The organism is Streptococcus sp. DTU_2020_1000888_1_SI_GRL_NUU_041A (assembly GCF_032387735.1).
Lineage (GTDB): Bacteria > Bacillota > Bacilli > Lactobacillales > Streptococcaceae > Streptococcus > Streptococcus sanguinis.
Genome location: NZ_CP135592.1, coordinates 19,383 through 37,044, shown reverse-complemented (window position 1 = coordinate 37,044; position 17,662 = coordinate 19,383). Strand labels below are relative to the sequence as shown.

Below are 17,662 nucleotides of genomic sequence, written 5' to 3'. Positions count from 1 at the left end.
CGTCTTTTTATAAATCACCAATGAATAGTCCAATAGCGCTCCAGAATAAAACTATTAAGAACAAGCCGGCCAGTCCAAACATAAATCCATTTTCGACAATAACTTGAAGGAAAGTAGCAGTGTGCAAAAGAACTGAAGAACTAATGAAAGCCAGAAGTCCAAAGAAAATTATTAAGCCAATGCTGCGGGAAATAATAAACAAAGGCTTGTTTAAATGCTCAATAGAGTGTTTCTTAAGTATTTTAGTTGGTTTAGTAATTAATCCTACTAAGCCACCGCCAAATATAATCATTGCAGAAATAATACCATTAGCAAGAGGGGTATTTTTTGCACTAAATAATTCAAATATAACAAAAACAATTATCTGCCACACTATTAGAAAGAACAGCGAGGACAGTGGGTGATTAACAATATAATTGAAAAAATCTGTCAATGTATTCATAATATAGACTCCTTTTCTAACTAGATTATTACTTTGAATCGGTTACACTAAAACGACTGGTTCCTTTAAGTCTGTTGATAATCTCACTGATGAACAACGTGAGCTCATTGCTCTTAGGAAGCGAAATAAAGAGCTTGAAATGCAATTAGATATCTTAAAGCAAGCGGCAGTGATTATGGCACAAAAAGGGAAGTAATCACTGCTAATAAGGATAAATATTGCATTTCAGCCATGTGTCGTTGCTTGAACATCCCTCGTGCTAGCTATTACTACAAAGCCATAGAATCAAAGTCTGAGGCAGAGCTTGAAGAAATGATTAAAACCATTTTCCGTGAGAGCAAGTCTAGATATGGTGCTAGAAAACTCAAGAAATGTCTGGAATAGGGATATCAGCAAATAGACAACAAAAGAAGCTGGGACTACTAATGCAAGGATTGTAATTTTGGAAATATCTGAACCACTAAAAGCATTTGTACTTCCAAATAGATCTGTAAGATGAAACTGGTATGCAATGTATAAAACTATAGAGAAAGCAAACCCAGCTACCATTGAGTTTATGCAACGAGAAAAAATTCTCTCTTCCATATCTCCCTGGCTGTCTTTTGAGATTAAAACACTTTTTAGTTGACTAATAAATTTCTTGATTTTCATAATCAGACACCTCTTTAGTTTTTCTCTGAACTATCAAACTTATAGGCTTCCTTATACAATTTATACATCGGAAGAATAAATATAACCAAAGCAAAAGTCACAGATACAACTAAAATATCAAATAACAAAAATAGACGTATCCCCCAAAAAAGAGATGAGTAAATTAGTTTATTCAAGCTAACTAGAATATACATAATACTGAAAGCATGAATATATCCCCCTAATAAATCTATTACTGCTGATTTACATGTGGAGTCCCATGGTGAAAGAGAAGACATTCCCAACTTGAAGTACCCTCCCAAAAAATTTAGAAGATTGTAGTGGGAAAGCTTGGTATATTTTAGTAAGAGAAAATAGAGAATTGTTAACATTAAAATTCCTTTCTAAAAAAATTTCTACAAATGAATCGGTTACACTAAAGAAAAGAGGAGAACAATATGTCCAGAAAAACTCGCCGTCACTTCACAGATGACTTCAAACAACAAATCGTTGATCTTCACCCCAATCGCTAAGCGAATCAGCTCTTAACAAAAAACACTTTATAAATTTTGTATAGAAAAGTGTTGCCTTTTCACTTTATAATTTGACTATAGCAAAATCTTATATAAATTTCAACTGTATTGGAAGCTAATTTTTGTCTCCAAAAGAACCTAGTATCATACCCTACCAATTTTTACGAATTACGATATAATAAAGCAATAATACAAAAACATAAGGAGTTTTTTGATGGGGATCATTGATGCTTTAAATAATGGAAATAAGAAAAATAAATCTACAGAAATTGGGCAGCCGAAGACAGCTCAGTTAAATTTAGATGAGCACCAAGGCTTTAAGTTTGAATATGATAAAGATTGGGAAAAGAAAGAGTTTCTATCAACCGTAGAAGAAATTGATGTAAAGAAAATTCTCCATAGTGTTAGAAATCAACCTATTGAATTAGCAAACGGCTATTCAGGCTATCTGCAAATCATGGAGATTTACGGAAATGATATTGCTTCTTTATCCAATCAAGAACAAGCTGAAGTCATTGCAGGTTACACTCAATGGTTAGCGGGAACTCCGTTTGACTTTGGCCTACAGACTACCACCCTTCCTACAAATACCAGAGAACAAATAGAAGATTTAATACGAATCTTAAATGACGTTCGTAATGAGCTAGGATTAACAGTTCTTGATGAACGAAAAAGAATGCAACTAAGACAGAGACAGGATATCCTGATTCAAAATATTGTTAAGCTTGAAATAGTTGCGGCTAGACAGTATAACACGGAATTTTTTGTTTGGATTTTTGGAGATACTTTGGAAGAACTGGAAAACAATACTCGAATTGCCCAGGAAGCAAGTTATCTATTTACCCCTCATATTGTAAGTGTAGAAAAGAAGGAGCAAATCTTGAAACAATACTACAATTATAATGAAGTGGTCTAAAGAAAGGAAAAAACTTATGTCAATGTTGACGAAACGTCAGGTTAAAAAACTTATCCAAAAAGGATATGATCTGAATTTTATTAGTAGGATTCAGCCAAGTGGCAATCTCAATTTTAAAGAAAATGATAGCTATTGGAAGCAAGGGGATGGCTATCATAAGGTTTTGCACATTCCTTATGATCGTTACCCAGAGTCAGGACTACGAAATTTTTGGATGGGTGACTTAATGTTGCTGGAGGGGGTTAACTCTTTTGTGGCCGTTCAGCATGCTTCAAATCAAGAACTTAGTGAAACAGCAACTAACGCAATTTCAAATATGCTAAGTACACAGAATCGAAAATCAACCGAAGATATTGATGACCAGGCTAGAATCCAATCACTTCTTGATTTTCGTGCTCGTTTAGGAAATAATATCCCAAGTAAACTAATCTGGTCCTTTTTTCACATTACAGGGGATACTGAAAAGGAATTAAGAACTACTGAAAAAAATATTAAAGCTCAACTTTCTCAATTCAATATCTCTGCAAATGACGGAATGCAAGACATTGAATTCCATTCTGCTTTTGTTCCAGCTAGCCGGCAAAAAGGGTTAATGACACGTCGACGTGGGCAAGCTGCATCAGTTCTGGACCTGGGTGCAGGTTATCCATTTAACCATACTTCTTTAATGGATCCTCACGGAGTTTACCTTGGAGAAACACGAACTGGAGGAGCAGTTAATTTTGACTTGCTGCAGGAAGATGATGTTCGAAATACACCAACCATGTTAATTGCTGGCCGAAGTAAGACAGGCAAAGAAAAATTTTTAGGAAAATACTTGGACGCTCTATTTGCTAAGGGCCATAGAATTTTCAATATTGATATTAATGGTAGTCTAGGCAATCTTACTGAAGCACAGGGTGGGAAGGTTATCCGAATGTATGGCGGGCATAATGAGAACCACCTCAACATGATGGAAGTAGTTGCTACCAAAACAGATGATAACTTTGAAGACGATCAAATCGAATCTTTCCGTGATCATCGAGAGAAACTTAAGGCTTTTGCTCAAATGAAAAATCCGGCTTTATCAGAGTCAGATTTGAATGATTTGGGAACTACAATCAATGAATTGTATACTCAATTAGGATTATGGTCACCAAAAGCAGAAAGTTTAGCTGCAGAAGGGTTACTACATACCACAGATGTTGTACCAGAAGACTACCCTACCCTTAAAACTCTAGTCGAAGCATTGAATACAGAATATTCAACCGCACAGCGCCAAGGAGAAGATGACAAAGCACAGAGTTATAAACGTCTTCGAGATGCTTTCATGTCTCTCTTTAATGATTATCGCTTTTTAGATGATATATCCGAATTCGAGGACCTATCAGATGAAGCGGTGGTGACATTTGACTTATCAGGTATCAACGATCAAACACTACTTAATATTCAGCTGTACCAGGTTCTAAGTTTAGTGACTTCCTATGCGATTATTAATGGCAAGAAAAATAGTCAAAAAGTTATCGAGGGCACTAATTTAGAAAAAGACCAGATGACGCATTGTATTATCACAATTACAGGAGCAGAAAAACTTTTCAATCAAGAGTTTTCTAAGTCTTTGGATTTTCTTTCTCGTATGATTAATAAAATCAGTTCTAGCTATGCTGCTGTAATTATGGAAATGTCTGATTTACAAAATATCTTACTTTCCAGCAATACAAAAACAGCTGATCCTTACATTCTGGCCACACGTAAAGTATTTGCTTCGTTTCGTTATCGCTTGTTTGCACAAGTAGATGAAGTAACACTCCCCCTTCTTGCCAATGCTCTACAAGGTGAAATGACGCCTTCTGAGTTAGAAGGTCTCAAATATTTACGACGTGGGCAATTCTTCTTGAATATTGCAAGCTATAAAAATTTGATGTTCTCCCAACAGCTAGCGTCATATGACGATGTAGATGTTTGGGGGATGGTCTACTCTGAAGAAGAGAGATATAGCAGTCTGGATTAATTTTCCATTTTTGAAGAAAAAGGAGAAAAATGATGCCAACGACAACGGATGACTGGTTAGATAAAACAATGAGAGAGCTTTTAGAAATTCTCAGAATCAACAAGGCTGATGAAGTAGAAATTGGCGTACCTCTAGATGATAAGGAGCTGATAATTACAGTTGGATATCATGTAAGGAAGGTATCAGATGATTAGATTGATTATAAAGTTCGTAGTGGATTAAAAGTACAGAAAGGGGAAAGAATCTAATATGGGTGCTTTAATGACATTATCATTCCAGATAAATGCTTTTATGTATGGGACAAAAGGCTTGAAAATTTTAAGATTTCTTGCATTTGCAGGTATTGTTGCCTCTAGTGTAGGGGCTTTACTGGCTTATAGTCTTCATTATTATATGATGATAGCTCAGTATGGATTTTTTATGGCAGCTATGGCGTTTTCGCCCTATCTCTTCTTTGGTATCCTTACTGCTATTTATCAACTAATTCGGGGCAAGAAGGATAGGGCAGCGGTGGCTTTTGCTATCGGCTCCTTGCCTTCTATTGTTACAACTGAATTTGGGATAACGGCCAGCTTATTTTTCTTGATGGCTTATATTATTTATCAAATGGAAAAGAAACATCGTCAACATGTTGTTAATGTTGTGGCTATGTTTTCTAAGGAGTATTCTCCACTCTACAGTCATCGCCTGGCAAACAAAACAAAATACAAGCAGTACCAAGCCGCTTATCGTCTGCTAGATCTCATTGAGGTTGAAGATTTTGAGTTAGTCAAACAAGTAGATACCAGATATAAAGATTATCGAACAAATCTTCCTGAACGTACTCTGACCAGAACATTTAAAATTAAGGGTATTTTTGGGACAACAACTGTTACTGATGAGTTATATATCGCTCCACAAAGGAAGCGATGGTTCCCTCAAAGGAGTGTTAAATAATGACAGAAGATGAATTAAAAAATCGTGAACACGCGCAGCAAGAAGTGTCTCCTCAAGAAGAAGCAGGGGAGACATTTTACCGTGATGAAGAATCCGAAGATAGCTATGAGGACTACTACAACACTCACTACGGAGAACTCGACGAGGAAGAAATTGAAAATGAGAAACGTCGAACTAATGGATGGGTAGCTAAAGTAAAATCTATTTACCAGGCTCCAATTAATGATTATCGAGATAATGTGTCTTTTCAAAAGGAATACTACAAGGATAAAGACAATCACTGGCTACGGAAACAACAAAATTTGAGAAATGACGCTTTTTTAGTGAAATTATCTGCTACAGTTGTTGTTTTGGTAATTGTCTCTTTTATCATGTATCTTTTATCACAACTTTAACTAAACGAAGGAGGAATTATGGCCTTAAGGAATATGGCTAAGAAAAGTGTCAAAAAGAAAATTAAAAAACTTCTTTTGACAAAGGTGCTTCTTATAGTAGTACCTTTGCTGTTAACCTTATTTTTTATTATGGTCGTTATCATGTTTATTGTCAGTGCTACTTCCGCAAATGTTTCAGCTGGTTGTGGTTCTGAAGATGTCGTGACCAATACAGATGGTACTGAAGCAAAAGCAAATAGTACGGAGAGTCCATCTTCTGCCTATGCTTCAGTTGAAGCTTTCATCAATGAACATAAAGAAGCCTACATTGAGTCTTGGAAAGCAGGTGGTTTCCTACCGTCTGCTTCTATCACTCAGACGATGATAGAAAATGGCTTTAACTTCACTAATCCTAATGGGACCTCCTTCTGGCAAGCTCATAATATGGGTGGTGTGAAAACATCAAAAAAAAGCGACTTCCCAGTTACCATTGCTAAATATGGTGAGGATAGTGTCGATTTGACTGGCTCAAAGCCAGGAGCAAATGTCGGAGATGGAACTGGGGGAGCATATGCTTGGTTCTCAAGCTATGATGCAGGAATTGTCGCAAAAGCCGAGTTTATGGCCCATCAGACTCTCTACACTGGTGCTATTAATAATACCGATGGCATATCAACTCTTAGTGCTATTGCAGATGGTGGCTGGGCCACTGATACTAGCTACAAATCTAAACTGATAGCCGCATATAACAATTTTGGCCGGCAATACGAGTGGCTAGATAAAGAGGCTATTGCTAAATATGGTAGTTCCCCCTATAAACAAACAGCTAGTGCCTCTCAAGATAGTAAAAATAGTGGAAATTCTGACAGCAAGAAAAAGAAATCAGATTTACCAGATGGTGTATCAACTACTGCCTGGGAGCTAGTTCTGGTAAATCGAGATAATAAAAAAGAGGAAATGAATCCTAGTCTGGCAACTGTTGAAAATATTCAAGTAGATGCTAGAATCAAGGATGCTACTGCACAGTTTTTAGCTAAAGCAAGAGAAAGTAACCCTTCGTTCCATTTGATTTCTGGTTATCGTAGTGTTGAAACACAACGTGGTCTTTACGATAGGTACGTTAGACAGGAAATGGCAGAACGTGGGATCTCTTATGAAGAAGCAGAAAAATTTACCCAAGAATATTCTCAACCAGCAGGTGCTTCTGAGCACCAAACAGGGCTTGCAATTGATATCTCGACTGTAGATGCTTTAAATCAGATGAGTCCAACAGACGGTGCTACACTTGAAAAGATTGCAGCAGATTATGGTTTTATTCGACACTTTAAAGAAGAATATAAATCTAGTACAGGTATTGGTAATGAAGACTGGCATTTTCGTTACGTTGGTAAAGCAAGTGCCAAATATATCACTGAGAAAAATATCTCTTTTGAAGACTATATTAAAAAATTAAATGAAGAAGGAGCTACGTCATCCGACGAAACAGAAAATGACTGTGCAGATGATGATTCTAGTAGTAGTGGAAAAGCTGATGGCACAGGTACAGTCCCTACTGATGCAACTGCTTGGGGATATAAACCTGATGAGGTTCCTGATAGCTTGAAACAATACATCATTGATCCCAAAAGCCTAGGGATGGAATATGCAGCTTCTACAGGTTGGAATGTCACTGGAACTCTGTTATTAGATGGTCAGTGTGTAAATTTAACTGTTAGTATGGCCAATAAAATTTGGGGGCATACTGGAGGTGTATCGGGTAATGGTAAAGATATGGCTAATGCATGGGCTGCTATTTTTGGGAATGGGGTAAAAAACTCTCCTAAAAAAGGAGCTATCTTCGCAACTCAAAATGGAGGTGGCGGAAATGGACACACCGGAATTGTCTGTCATGTTTTTGAAAACGGTTCTATATTAATTGTAGAGCAAAATACTCCTATGAGTGGATGGGATCTATTCCACCAGCCTTACACTTGGAATTATAGAATTTGGACTCCGGAACAACAGAAAGCGGAAATTACGACTTATGCTTATCCAGATGATAAACAACCTAATTTCAAGGGAAAATTATAATTAATTAAGAAGGCTTTCCAAAGAGTTTGAAATTCCATTTTCTTTTTGAGATAATATAATAAAGTTATAGCGACAGGAGGTAACGTGATGGATGGTAAGCGTGATTGGAAAAAAGGCTATTTTCCAAAAGAACTTTTAATGTTACAAAAGAAAAAAGCCTTTAAAATTTCAACCCCCAAATATAGCGAATACGAAGGATATTTCTTTTGGTTGCCTTCGAGTTTTGTTAGAGCAGCAGTTCCATATAAAGAGGATTATTATCTATTTTTTCTGCCAGATAACTTTGAAGTAGAGCTACGATTGGAAAAAGATAACAAGATCGTTGCTAAGCGCAGTGTTAGCAGCACATATCTCCAAAGGCTCTTTCAAAAATTAACTAAAGAAATAACGGAAGCTCTTGGAATTGAATATCATAAATATGATATTGTTGATATTGCATCTATTAAACGATTATTGTTTGATATGAACACGGATAGCGCGTGGATTGCGAAAACAGCCAATCTCTCTCGACAGACTATTGATAAAATCAGAAGCGATATAGCTGCTTTAGAAAATATGAAGCTACGAAATTTGCGTTCCTTACAAAGAGCAGTTGTTTTAAAACAAAAGGAAGGAAAGACTAATGAGAATGAATAAAAAGAGGAAAAAGATAGTAATTGCCTTTTCTTTAGTTACATTGTTAGTAATCGGAAGCTTATCTGTCTACGTTTTTACTCGAAAAAAAGAAACAGAGAAACCTGTTATTCAACCATCGAGTGAAACAGAAAAAGTTTCGTCGTCTTCTACAGCATCATCAGTAGAAGCATCATCAGAGCTTTCAGAAGATGATAAGAACCATCGAAAAGTTCTCAACTCTCTTGAGAAACCAAACGAACCTGCAGATGAAAATATTCGATCTGAAGTAGCAGAGGCTATGGAAGCAGCTCAAAAATATGTGAATGAAAACAAGGATATTAATAAGCTGAAAGGAGATTATGATAATAGGCTTTTAATGACAGATGGGCCAATGGTCCAAACTTTCTGGATAGCTATTACCGTCAATAAATATTCTGTAGAACCTACCCAAGTTGAGGCTTACAAATCTAAAAATGGTGATGTCGTTCAGTTTATATGCAAATTAAAAGCTGATGGGAAAAATAGTTGTTATTTTGTTGGAAATTATAACATTTACGCAAAACAACTTCAACTCGTCTCATATCATGGAGGGGAAGTTGGAGCTAGTTTTGGATAAAAATATAACTTTCAAGAAATTTGAGATAGTGAGAAAATGATTTTTCGTTTTCTCTTTTTTGTTATAGTGCTTATGAAGCGAATCGAGTAGAGTTACTTAAAATCGAAGATAATATGATAAAATTGTTAGTAAAGAATACATAACAAAATGGAAAAGGAATTTTGTTGCTATGAAAAATAAGGATTTACCAAAAATTATTATTATTGCTATTGTTATTTTGTTTGTAATACCATTACTTATAAATCTATCCTTTAAAATTGGCTCTATACGTTTGTTAGCTGCCGAGTGGACTGCAGGGGATTTACTATCTTTCTATGGTGCTGTTCTGGGGGCACTCATAACATTAATCGGTTTAGTTATCACATTGGACTATCAATCAAAACAAGCTAGAAAAGATGATGATGTGAAGTACAGGCCAATTTTAAAAATTATTGAGGTAAAAAGGGGAACCCAAAAACTAGATGATATTGAACTAATAGGCGAAGAAGAATTAAGAATTTCTTTTCCAGGGCTTGATGGTTCAAATTATGGTTATAATGGAAATGGAAACTTCAGAAAGTTTAAAATAGTATTAAAAAATAAGGGAAGAGGAGAGGCTACTAACGTATATTTGGATGCTGCATATGTAAAGAATGCTAGCTGGGATGAAGATAGTCACTTAGATTTTAGTACTTCTTTTCCTGTTTCTCTAGGAGAGATTTTAGTAGGTGAATCGGTTGTGTTTAATATTTCCGTTCCTGAACATATGTTTTTAAAAGGAGACTCTTGGGAGAATTCTGTCTCAATTGAATTAGTTATATCTTATGATGATATCTTCCATAGAAACAGAACTACAATTAAAGGGTTATTTACGTTTAAAATAAATAGAGGATCGGAATATGAAGCACCTTATGATTACAAACCAGATTTTCAATTTATGCAAGCGACATGGGATTATCTAAAATTTCAACAAATCGAAGAAGCTACGTCTGAACACTAACATTGTTTAGGATTTTAGTTCCTGATTGAATAATCAGGTTCTTTTTTTATCATACCATATGAATTATGGCGCTATTTTGTTATACTATTTATATCTGCTATTATTAAAAAGGAGGCGATGCTTTGATAGAGGGGATTAAACTTCAGTTATATCCTAATAATAAACAAAAGGCTATTTTTTCCAAGATGTTTGAAAACTCACGTTTCCTTTGGAATATTATGTTGGATATGACGAAAAAGAGATATAGCAACAATCCTAAATTGAAGTTATTAAACGGTTTTGCGTTGAATAACTTATTACCTTTCTTAAAGAAAGAATATCCCTTTTTAAAAGATAGTGATAGCTCAAGCCTTCAAGTAGATAACGAAAACTTAGTGAAAGCATGGCGAAGTGCTTTTACAAATCCTAAATACTTCAGTAAGCCGCGTTTCAAATCTAAAAATTTCCCAAAGAAATCTTACACAGGGAAATCGCGTCTCATAATACTTAAGAAACGATATATCAAAATTCCAAAGGTAGGTGTTATAAAGTGCTCTGATACCAATCAAATAAAAGGAAAAATCAAACGATACACTGTATCCTTAAGTCATGGAAAATACTATCTAGGTTTACAATTAGAAGTTCCTGATAGGCCACCATTGCCAAGAACAGGGAAAAGTATAGGTATAGCTTTTAGTGGAGCTGAATTGGCAGTGCTATCTAATGGGACTGTTTTGGAGAACTTTAAAAATACATATCATATGCAAGGGCCTTATGAGGATAAGGAAGAAAATAGGCATAGAGATTATTTGCATAAACTAACAACAAAATTAGTTAGGGATTACGATCTAATAGTCATGGAAGATTTTAAAAATATCACAACAGGGGATCGACAACTCACTAATCCTAGTTGGTATCTATTTAAGGCCATGCTGACCTATAAATGCTCCTGGGCTGGTAAGAAGTTAATTCTTATTGCTCCACTTCATAGTAACCAGGCACGATTAGAAGGCGCTTATGATCTAAATGAGCTAGCCAAACGAATTTTAAAACGTGGATCTTTGCTAAATTGATTAAAAAAGGGCAGGGGCTGTCCTTAGTAAAAGTTTTAATCTACTTTTTTCAAAAGCTCAACATTAGTACAATGTTGATGTGGCTCATATAACCCCTTATTATTGAATGGGACTTGGTTTCGGCCAGGTCCTTTTTATCATTTTCTCTACTAATATTTATATGTTTTTTTTGTTTTATAATAGTATTTGTAAACTTAATTTTGCATCTCTGATGTTACAAAATTGAGTTTCATTAAATAAAAAAAAGAAAGGTCCATTCTTATGTATATTCTTATAATTATTAAAAAAATTACAATGTTTTACTATTCTTTATCCAGCAATCAAAAGAAATCTATTTGTGAGGAAGTTCTGACACTTATAGAAGGGATGCTGATTGCAAGATGTAAAGAACAAATAATTTCTCTTCTTATATTTTTCATTATCAATTTAATAAGAATTATTATTAATGAAACTGAAAAATAAAAAGTACTAGCAATTATAAGAGCTGACCTTAGGGCAGCTCTTTTTTTCATGTTTTTGCGAATAATAAAAATAGGAGGAAAAAAAGAATGAAAATTGAAAAGATCCAAATCAAACGAATCCAAGAAACAGAATACGGTTTAGAGCACTGGTTGGTCATAGACGTGAGTTGTCGTAAAAAGACTTACCAGGTACATCAACTTGTTTTAACGTCTGGGTTCGTCTTATCCTTAACAACGTTAGAAAAAGTTATTCTACTAGAGCGCAGAAAAGAAATTAAAATGCACATCAAGATAATTCGAGCGTTAGAGAATTGTGAAGATAATCAGTTAAATCAGCTAAACACTCCAATGCTGCGCGTGTCCCTAGCCCTGCTATCGGAGGTGTTAAAGGTTTTTAATATTTTTTCCAAAACCATTGATAAATTATATTTTAAAGTATATAATAAATACAAAAGGTAATAAAAGGAGAAATGATATGGAAACAGATTTTCGACACAACTTTCCGAACCAGTCAATGCCAGCAGGCATTGTTAACAATGCTCAAATTATCAAGTCTGGATTTGGTACACAAAATAAGGAAATGGAGGTAGACTTGCAGTCTGTAAAATGGTTCCTAACAACTTTCCGAACCAATTTTATAGCTAAGATGACGGGTTTGACACAGCCTAATCTCTCTCTTTATACGAAAAAGGAGAGAAAGATAGAGGATGCAAACTTCAAAACAATTGTCAAACTGACTAAATATTCTCATATTGCCAAAGAGGGCAAAGAGAAAATTGAATGGTTGTTGTCTGACAGTGGCTTGACTTTCCACAAAATTAGTCAAGAAGCAGGTGTGACCAGAGACACACTTTACAAAATAAAAGATGATTTCAAGCGCATCAGCTACGCTACATTTGACAAACTAGTAAAGTATGCTGATACGCACGATTAGAGCGTTTAGCAGACACTGGACTGATTCAAAAAAACCTGAGCGAGCTGAGTGAATCAGTACGCAGGAATTTTGAAGAGAGGATAACGTAGATAAAAATGTCAATATTGTTTTACTATTTTTTTATAAAAAAGAATCACTTAAAATCAATTACAACAAGCATTCTTTTTCCTAAAAATGAATATCAAAGGCTATCAAAAAGATTCCTTTTGTGTAGTTTAGTTATAGTTGTACCGTTAATCTGTGCTCCAATATTGTTATTTCTTTACAGTCAAATTTTAGTTTTGATAGCTAATTTTGAAGTTGCTAAACAAATACTGATACAATTTATATTGTTGTTCGTTTTATTAATTTGTCTCCTTGACATGTTGGCTTTAGTTATTATTTCTGTTATTGGCTGGCTATATTTAGTTGTCATGCGGTGAGGGAGTGGAAGTAATAATGTTTAACAAAAAAACGTTTCATATTTTAATAAAATTGTTTCTAGTAGCAACCAATATTCATGCCTTGTTTTTGGTTTTTAGTGGGAAACCGAAGCAAATCGTTATAGGTATAGTTATTCTAGCTGTGTTCTACTTATTTTTCTTTTTCAACTACATATTTGATACTGGTTCAGCTGTATATGCAAGGAATTTAAGTATCAGAGGTGAAGCGTTGGGAGTAACAGTACATAAGGGGTTACAATATACTGTAAAGGATATAACTTCTTATGAAGTGGAAGAAAACTACCTAACTAAAGAAAAGTGGGAGAAACTAAGAGAAGAATTAAATCTTTATGCAATAGAATTTTTCAAACGCAACTTTCCATTCGCCCCATTTGACATTCTAAAAATTGGCCTTATCGCTGTTGCAGTACCAATTCTCAGTATAGGGGCATTGGTGACAGACAACGATGGCTCTATTTTGCTACTGTTCTTATACACGCTAATGCCATCTATTCAAGTGATTGCCCATCTCAATCACCATGCCAGCCGCTATAATGCGCAGGAACTAATGGCAGATATTAACCTTGGACTGGTTTACAGTACCTTGATACTGGCAGGCGTATTGTTCCTATACGTTCTAGTCTCTTGGTTCATTCTGTGGCGGAAATCCCGTACTCAATAGTTCGTACCAGGTATAATAAAGTTTAGTTCCTATTTTAGAAATTGTTTGAGTAAAAGAAAAAAATCGTAAGGGGCATTTGGTATGAAAGAAGAAAAAGAAAAACAAGTGAAGTACGAAGGCCGAGTTTATTTGTTTAATTGCATCCCTCTTTGGAAAGTAAGTTTTACTAAAAAGCAATGGCAGAAAATAGCTTTTGAACAATCATCGAAATCAAAGATATACGAACTGATATTCATAGATGATAAAAATAAAGAATACTGAACTAAGATATGGAGGATACAGTAAAAATATGAATAAACAAGAATTGATAAATACTATCCAAATCTTTAATAAACAAATACTTGAAATATCTGTTTTAAATGAATTAGACTTTCTGAAACAGCATCTAGAAACTTACCCCAATGAACTATCTGTTGAAATAAAAGATAACGGTTGCTATATTCACTTGTCTAATTCGGTTTTGGGAAAGACCTATAATCCGGAAGAAAAGTTTAAACCTGATTATACATTCTTAGTTTTAGGCAATGATCTGAGAAAGGCTCAAATTTTTGGTGAGGAGATTAATATAATCTGTTCGTCAGGTTCTTATCTTGGACTGGCAAAAGTTATTGAGCATATTGAAACTAAAATACGATATATTGCTGAAAAATCGTATGATTTAAAATTTATCGAAAAATTAGAAACTCTGGAAAAGCAACAAAGTAAAGAGTCCGCTTGACTTCAGGAAAGATATTTGTTGATTTATTTTAGAGCTAGCATGTATTTTGAGAGGTGAAAAAAATGTTTAAAATGAAGATGAATCGCAAATATGATAATCAATTTATGGATCCCTACTTTGATGCTTTAGTTGATGAAAATTTAGAACAAGTCGACGGCATAACAGATGAACTGATCTATGAAACTGAGTTATATGCTGACGAATTGATGGTGGCAGATGGCAGGGAACCTTTATATGTCATATCTTTAGATGACTACAGAGGAAGTGTGCCAATGGTGCATCAGCAACGTGTATTTGAACTGAAGCAGACAATGTTTCTTATGAAGATGTTTTATCTAGAATTAGCATTTACTTTACTAGCTGCTGCAGCTGCGTATTATTTGCAGAGAAATGTTGCGCCTTCAGTATTAATAAGTGGTCTAGTCTTGACTATTGTATCTGCCTTCCTAACGAGTTTATTTCTAACTAAGCCAATGACTGAATAATATAAATAGAAAGGAGGGGATTTCATGATAGAAAAGAAAATCATCTATATTACAGAAGCTCAGCTAGCACAATTTAAAAGAAACGGAAGTGTTGAAATTAATTCATCACTCTTTTCCTATACGCAAGGTAAAGGAATATTATCTAAAGAACGTATAGACCCTGAACCAGGGGAACCATATGGAGCTATCTGGTTACAGAATTATAATAATCTGGAAAAAGGGGAAAGTATTCCTATTCAATTCTATGATGGTGTATCAGGATTTCAGGAAATTTGGCTCAAACTAGATAATTAGAATATTAAACAGCCCCTATTATTAAAAGGGCTTTTTTATTACTTCCAAAACGAAAGTTTGTTTGCTATGGTAGGCTTTGCAGGAGTAGAAAAAAATGGTACATTGTAGCCATGTATGTTATTTTAGCTGAAAAAAGAGACCAAGCATTTGATTATTATAATGGATTGGCTATAAATCCAAATTTAAATGAAAAAATGGCCCGTGCAAAAGGATATATTGAGGTTTACAATCCGGCATATTTTGATGGGCAGCCTATTGTCATAACTTGGGCTATCGGTCACTTAACTGAGTTAAAAGAACCTCACGAATATAGAGACGAGTGGAAAGAGTGGTCTTTAGAAAATTTACCGATTATTCCCGAAAAATTTGAATACAGACCATCGATGGATAAGAATCCAGCACGACAGTATCAAATCGTCGAAAAACTCCTGAAAAATGCAGATACAATTGTTTGGGCGGGAGATAATGATCGTGAAGGCTGTTACATCTCTTATAGTATATGTTGCTTAGCTGGAGTATGGGGAGCACCAGGGAAGACTTTTAAAAGTCTCTGGATTGATGAATTAGATCCAAAAGTTGTCAGAAAAGGTTTTAAAAATTTACAGTCCATCGATCTACGTTATCATATGGCCCTGGAAGCTCAGGCACGCGCCTATTCTGACTGGTTAATTGGAATGAATGCTTCCAGATTGCTGACAGTTCTTTTAAGAGAAAAATTGGGATTAGTCCTTGGAAGGGGACAAGGGAAAATCTCAGTAGGTCGTATCATCAGCCCAACTCTCTTTTTTATATATCAGAGAGAAAAAGAGATAGAGAATTTTGTCTCCAGGACTTATTATGAACTAGAATCGACCTTTACACATCCAAACGGAACCTATGTAGGAAAATATATTCCTCCGGATATAATCCTAAAAAAAGGACCAAATAAAGGGAAGAAGTGGAAAGGGGATTTTGATACCAAAAAACAGTGGGAGCAGCTCATTAATAATCCCAGATTTATTGGTGATTATTCAAGCGGAAAAATAGTCAATCATGAGGTCGACATAAAACATTCGCGATCTCCTCGATTATTCAGCCTAGGTGACTTGCAAAAATTGATGGATAAACGTCTGGGACTTGAACCAGACCAGACCTTGGCTATAGTTCAAGAGCTTTATGAAATAGATAAGATGGTGACTTATTCTAGAACATCTTCTAACCATATTGGTAAAGAACGATATCATACACTAATATCTACTGCAGAAACATTGGCAAAGATTTTAGATATTCCAAAAGAAAAGATCAATGTTCCTGATAAACCAGATGGCTATTTTGTTAGCAATAAGAAAGCCAGAATTCATGCAGCTTTGACTCCAACAGAAATATTTCCAACAATGCAGCAACTTGGAGAGTGGCCAGAGGAAAAAAGAACTATTTATATTGAGATTGTAAAACGTTGTTTAGCTATGTTTTTGCCGAAATATACCTATGAACAAACGACTATCATTACACAAGTAGGCAGCGGATTATTTAAGACTATCGGAAATGTCCCTAAAGATGCTGGATGGAAAATTCTATGGCAGGATCGAGAAGCCTTGATAGATGAGATGGACATCGATACAAAGAAATTGATACAGGTCCAACAGGGAGATAAAGTAAAGCCTACTCTTAATCCAGTAGAGAAGAAAACCTCAAAACCATCCTTATATACTTCAGGCACCCTTTTGGATGCTATGGAAACTGCTGGTCGAGATTTTGAAGACGAAGAACTTCGAGCTATAATGAAAGAGACAGAAGGATTGGGAACAGAAGCAACACGCGCCGAGATTATCAAGCATATTCGAGAATACAACTGGGTTAGCGTAAAAAAAGGCAAATTGCACTTAACTCCGCTTGGAAGATTAATTTGTCAATCAATCGAGGGAGAAAAATTACTCTGTGATGCTAAAACAACAGCCCTATGGGAACAATCACTCCGTAAAATTAGTTCTTTAGAGAACACTCAGGAAACGTTTGTCAACAACATTAAGCGTTATCTGGGAGTAAATAACCCAACCAGTAATCTTTTCACAAACCTTAGTAAGTGGGTAAGAGCATATGACTATAGTTCTATGAATGATTGGTTGGAAGATATCAAAAAGAAGAAAAATGGCGAAGTAGGCCAGTGTCCTAAATGCCAAGGAGAAGTTTGTTATCGTATTTTTGAGAAAGATAAAAAGAAATCTGCGGCCATGTACTGTACGAATAGCTGGGTAAGCAAAGACCAGCACGAGCATGGTGAAGAGCCTACCTGTGATTTCTCTATTTTTCTCACAATTGCAAACAAGACTTTAACAGAAAAAGATGCGAAAATGCTGCTTGAAAAAGGGCAAACACGTTTAATTAAAGGATTTAAAGGTAAGAAAAAACTATTCGATGCGCGTGTAACTTGGGATAAGGAAAAAATTCTATCAGCCAATACTTATGCAACTAAATTTCTTTTTGAAACTCAAAAATCTTAAATCTATCATACTATTTACTTTTTAAGGTCAATT

Annotated in this window: 19 protein-coding genes and 4 pseudogenes; 21 read left to right on the top strand and 2 right to left on the bottom strand. The window is 35.1% G+C overall.

The annotated features are described in order from the left end of the window. Positions 1-7: 7 nt before the first annotated feature. Positions 8-442, bottom strand: coding sequence for a hypothetical protein (locus RSK81_RS12710; protein WP_315687809.1), 435 nt, complete (start codon positions 440-442; stop codon positions 8-10). A 49-nt stretch (positions 443-491) separates the two neighbouring features. On the opposite strand from RSK81_RS12710, the pseudogene RSK81_RS12705 reads away from it, so the two are divergent. Further along, positions 492-820: pseudogene (locus tag RSK81_RS12705) on the top strand (IS3 family transposase); the annotation flags it as partial. On the opposite strand, the gene RSK81_RS12700 reads toward RSK81_RS12705, so the two are convergent. Next, positions 728-1,093 carry a hypothetical protein gene (locus tag RSK81_RS12700; RefSeq protein ID WP_315687807.1) on the bottom strand — a complete coding sequence of 122 codons (366 nt, stop codon included), beginning with the start codon at positions 1,091-1,093 and terminating at the stop codon, positions 728-730. The pseudogene RSK81_RS12705 and the gene RSK81_RS12700 sit on opposite strands and share 93 nt — an antisense overlap. Positions 1,094-1,819: 726 nt before the next feature. Here RSK81_RS12700 and RSK81_RS12695 point away from each other — a divergent pair. The 20 genes and pseudogenes from RSK81_RS12695 to RSK81_RS12605 all read left to right on the top strand — a co-directional run bounded on the left by RSK81_RS12695 (position 1,820) and on the right by RSK81_RS12605 (position 17,629). Then, the gene (locus RSK81_RS12695) at positions 1,820-2,521 is read left to right on the top strand and encodes a hypothetical protein (protein WP_315687806.1); all 702 of its coding nucleotides are present in this window, start codon (positions 1,820-1,822) and stop codon (positions 2,519-2,521) included. Between the two features lie 16 nt (positions 2,522-2,537). Further along, positions 2,538-4,511 carry a hypothetical protein gene (locus RSK81_RS12690; RefSeq protein WP_315687897.1) on the top strand — a complete coding sequence of 658 codons (1,974 nt, stop codon included), beginning with the start codon at positions 2,538-2,540 and terminating at the stop codon, positions 4,509-4,511. 29 nt (positions 4,512-4,540) lie between these two features. Beyond that, positions 4,541-4,705, top strand: coding sequence for a hypothetical protein (locus RSK81_RS12685; RefSeq protein ID WP_315687895.1), 165 nt, complete (start codon positions 4,541-4,543; stop codon positions 4,703-4,705). Between the two features lie 55 nt (positions 4,706-4,760). Beyond that, positions 4,761-5,447, top strand: a complete 687-nt coding sequence (locus tag RSK81_RS12680) for a hypothetical protein (RefSeq protein WP_315687894.1) — start codon at positions 4,761-4,763, stop codon at positions 5,445-5,447. Further along, entirely contained in the window at positions 5,447-5,842 is a 396-nt protein-coding gene (locus RSK81_RS12675) for a hypothetical protein (protein ID WP_315687893.1), read from the top strand. Before RSK81_RS12680 ends, RSK81_RS12675 begins: the two co-directional genes overlap by 1 nt. 60 nt (positions 5,843-5,902) lie before the next feature. Next, a pseudogene (locus RSK81_RS12670) lies at positions 5,903-6,730 on the top strand (glucosaminidase domain-containing protein); the annotation flags it as partial. A 48-nt stretch (positions 6,731-6,778) separates the two neighbouring features. Further along, positions 6,779-7,201 (top strand): annotated as a pseudogene (locus RSK81_RS12935) (D-alanyl-D-alanine carboxypeptidase family protein); the annotation flags it as partial. A 111-nt stretch (positions 7,202-7,312) separates the two neighbouring features. After that, positions 7,313-7,891 (top strand): annotated as a pseudogene (locus RSK81_RS12930) (CHAP domain-containing protein); the annotation flags it as partial. An 87-nt stretch (positions 7,892-7,978) separates the two neighbouring features. Further along, positions 7,979-8,527, top strand: coding sequence for a hypothetical protein (locus RSK81_RS12660; protein ID WP_315687892.1), 549 nt, complete (start codon positions 7,979-7,981; stop codon positions 8,525-8,527). Continuing rightward, on the top strand, positions 8,514-9,122 hold the full coding sequence (locus tag RSK81_RS12655; RefSeq protein WP_315687890.1) for a hypothetical protein: 609 nt from the start codon (positions 8,514-8,516) through the stop codon (positions 9,120-9,122). The genes RSK81_RS12660 and RSK81_RS12655 overlap by 14 nt, the downstream gene beginning before the upstream one ends. 169 nt (positions 9,123-9,291) lie before the next feature. Further along, positions 9,292-10,101 (top strand): hypothetical protein, encoded by an 810-nt coding sequence (locus RSK81_RS12650; protein ID WP_315687889.1) that lies wholly within the window; start codon positions 9,292-9,294, stop codon positions 10,099-10,101. Between the two features lie 122 nt (positions 10,102-10,223). After that, a complete protein-coding gene (locus RSK81_RS12645) occupies positions 10,224-11,153 on the top strand; it encodes a transposase (protein WP_315687888.1) in 930 nt (309 codons plus the stop codon). A 548-nt stretch (positions 11,154-11,701) separates the two neighbouring features. Next, the gene (locus tag RSK81_RS12640) at positions 11,702-12,073 is read left to right on the top strand and encodes a hypothetical protein (protein WP_315687887.1); all 372 of its coding nucleotides are present in this window, start codon (positions 11,702-11,704) and stop codon (positions 12,071-12,073) included. A 16-nt stretch (positions 12,074-12,089) separates the two neighbouring features. Next, positions 12,090-12,548: a hypothetical protein gene (locus tag RSK81_RS12635; RefSeq protein ID WP_315687886.1), complete on the top strand. Its 459-nt coding sequence runs from the start codon at positions 12,090-12,092 to the stop codon at positions 12,546-12,548. 438 nt (positions 12,549-12,986) lie between these two features. Then, entirely contained in the window at positions 12,987-13,652 is a 666-nt protein-coding gene (locus tag RSK81_RS12630; protein WP_315687885.1) for a hypothetical protein, read from the top strand. An 81-nt stretch (positions 13,653-13,733) separates the two neighbouring features. Beyond that, complete coding sequence (locus RSK81_RS12625) at positions 13,734-13,913, top strand: hypothetical protein (RefSeq protein WP_315687884.1); 180 nt, start codon at positions 13,734-13,736, stop codon at positions 13,911-13,913. A 28-nt stretch (positions 13,914-13,941) separates the two neighbouring features. Then, positions 13,942-14,370: a hypothetical protein gene (locus RSK81_RS12620; RefSeq protein WP_315687882.1), complete on the top strand. Its 429-nt coding sequence runs from the start codon at positions 13,942-13,944 to the stop codon at positions 14,368-14,370. Positions 14,371-14,432: 62 nt separating this feature from the next. Beyond that, positions 14,433-14,855, top strand: a complete 423-nt coding sequence (locus tag RSK81_RS12615) for a hypothetical protein (RefSeq protein ID WP_315687881.1) — start codon at positions 14,433-14,435, stop codon at positions 14,853-14,855. A 24-nt stretch (positions 14,856-14,879) separates the two neighbouring features. After that, complete coding sequence (locus RSK81_RS12610; protein ID WP_315687880.1) at positions 14,880-15,149, top strand: hypothetical protein; 270 nt, start codon at positions 14,880-14,882, stop codon at positions 15,147-15,149. A 110-nt stretch (positions 15,150-15,259) separates the two neighbouring features. Beyond that, entirely contained in the window at positions 15,260-17,629 is a 2,370-nt protein-coding gene (locus RSK81_RS12605; protein ID WP_315687879.1) for a DNA topoisomerase, read from the top strand. The last annotated feature ends 33 nt before the right edge of the window (positions 17,630-17,662 follow it).

What these genes read in the sequence shown, in the direction of transcription:
- RSK81_RS12700 (WP_315687807.1), bottom strand. Translation starts at nt 1,093, where the DNA reads ATGAAAATCAAGAAATTTATTAGTCAACTAAAAAGTGTTTTAATCTCA.
- RSK81_RS12695 (WP_315687806.1), top strand. Translation starts at nt 1,820, where the DNA reads ATGGGGATCATTGATGCTTTAAATAATGGAAATAAGAAAAATAAATCT.
- RSK81_RS12620 (WP_315687882.1), top strand. Translation starts at nt 13,942, where the DNA reads ATGAATAAACAAGAATTGATAAATACTATCCAAATCTTTAATAAACAA.
- RSK81_RS12630 (WP_315687885.1), top strand. Translation starts at nt 12,987, where the DNA reads ATGTTTAACAAAAAAACGTTTCATATTTTAATAAAATTGTTTCTAGTA.
- RSK81_RS12690 (WP_315687897.1), top strand. Translation starts at nt 2,538, where the DNA reads ATGTCAATGTTGACGAAACGTCAGGTTAAAAAACTTATCCAAAAAGGA.
- RSK81_RS12625 (WP_315687884.1), top strand. Translation starts at nt 13,734, where the DNA reads ATGAAAGAAGAAAAAGAAAAACAAGTGAAGTACGAAGGCCGAGTTTAT.
- RSK81_RS12710 (WP_315687809.1), bottom strand. Translation starts at nt 442, where the DNA reads ATGAATACATTGACAGATTTTTTCAATTATATTGTTAATCACCCACTG.
- RSK81_RS12640 (WP_315687887.1), top strand. Translation starts at nt 11,702, where the DNA reads ATGAAAATTGAAAAGATCCAAATCAAACGAATCCAAGAAACAGAATAC.
- RSK81_RS12615 (WP_315687881.1), top strand. Translation starts at nt 14,433, where the DNA reads ATGTTTAAAATGAAGATGAATCGCAAATATGATAATCAATTTATGGAT.
- RSK81_RS12655 (WP_315687890.1), top strand. Translation starts at nt 8,514, where the DNA reads ATGAGAATGAATAAAAAGAGGAAAAAGATAGTAATTGCCTTTTCTTTA.
- RSK81_RS12660 (WP_315687892.1), top strand. Translation starts at nt 7,979, where the DNA reads ATGGATGGTAAGCGTGATTGGAAAAAAGGCTATTTTCCAAAAGAACTT.
- RSK81_RS12650 (WP_315687889.1), top strand. Translation starts at nt 9,292, where the DNA reads ATGAAAAATAAGGATTTACCAAAAATTATTATTATTGCTATTGTTATT.
- RSK81_RS12675 (WP_315687893.1), top strand. Translation starts at nt 5,447, where the DNA reads ATGACAGAAGATGAATTAAAAAATCGTGAACACGCGCAGCAAGAAGTG.
- RSK81_RS12605 (WP_315687879.1), top strand. Translation starts at nt 15,260, where the DNA reads ATGTATGTTATTTTAGCTGAAAAAAGAGACCAAGCATTTGATTATTAT.
- RSK81_RS12685 (WP_315687895.1), top strand. Translation starts at nt 4,541, where the DNA reads ATGATGCCAACGACAACGGATGACTGGTTAGATAAAACAATGAGAGAG.
- RSK81_RS12635 (WP_315687886.1), top strand. Translation starts at nt 12,090, where the DNA reads ATGGAAACAGATTTTCGACACAACTTTCCGAACCAGTCAATGCCAGCA.
- RSK81_RS12680 (WP_315687894.1), top strand. Translation starts at nt 4,761, where the DNA reads ATGGGTGCTTTAATGACATTATCATTCCAGATAAATGCTTTTATGTAT.
- RSK81_RS12610 (WP_315687880.1), top strand. Translation starts at nt 14,880, where the DNA reads ATGATAGAAAAGAAAATCATCTATATTACAGAAGCTCAGCTAGCACAA.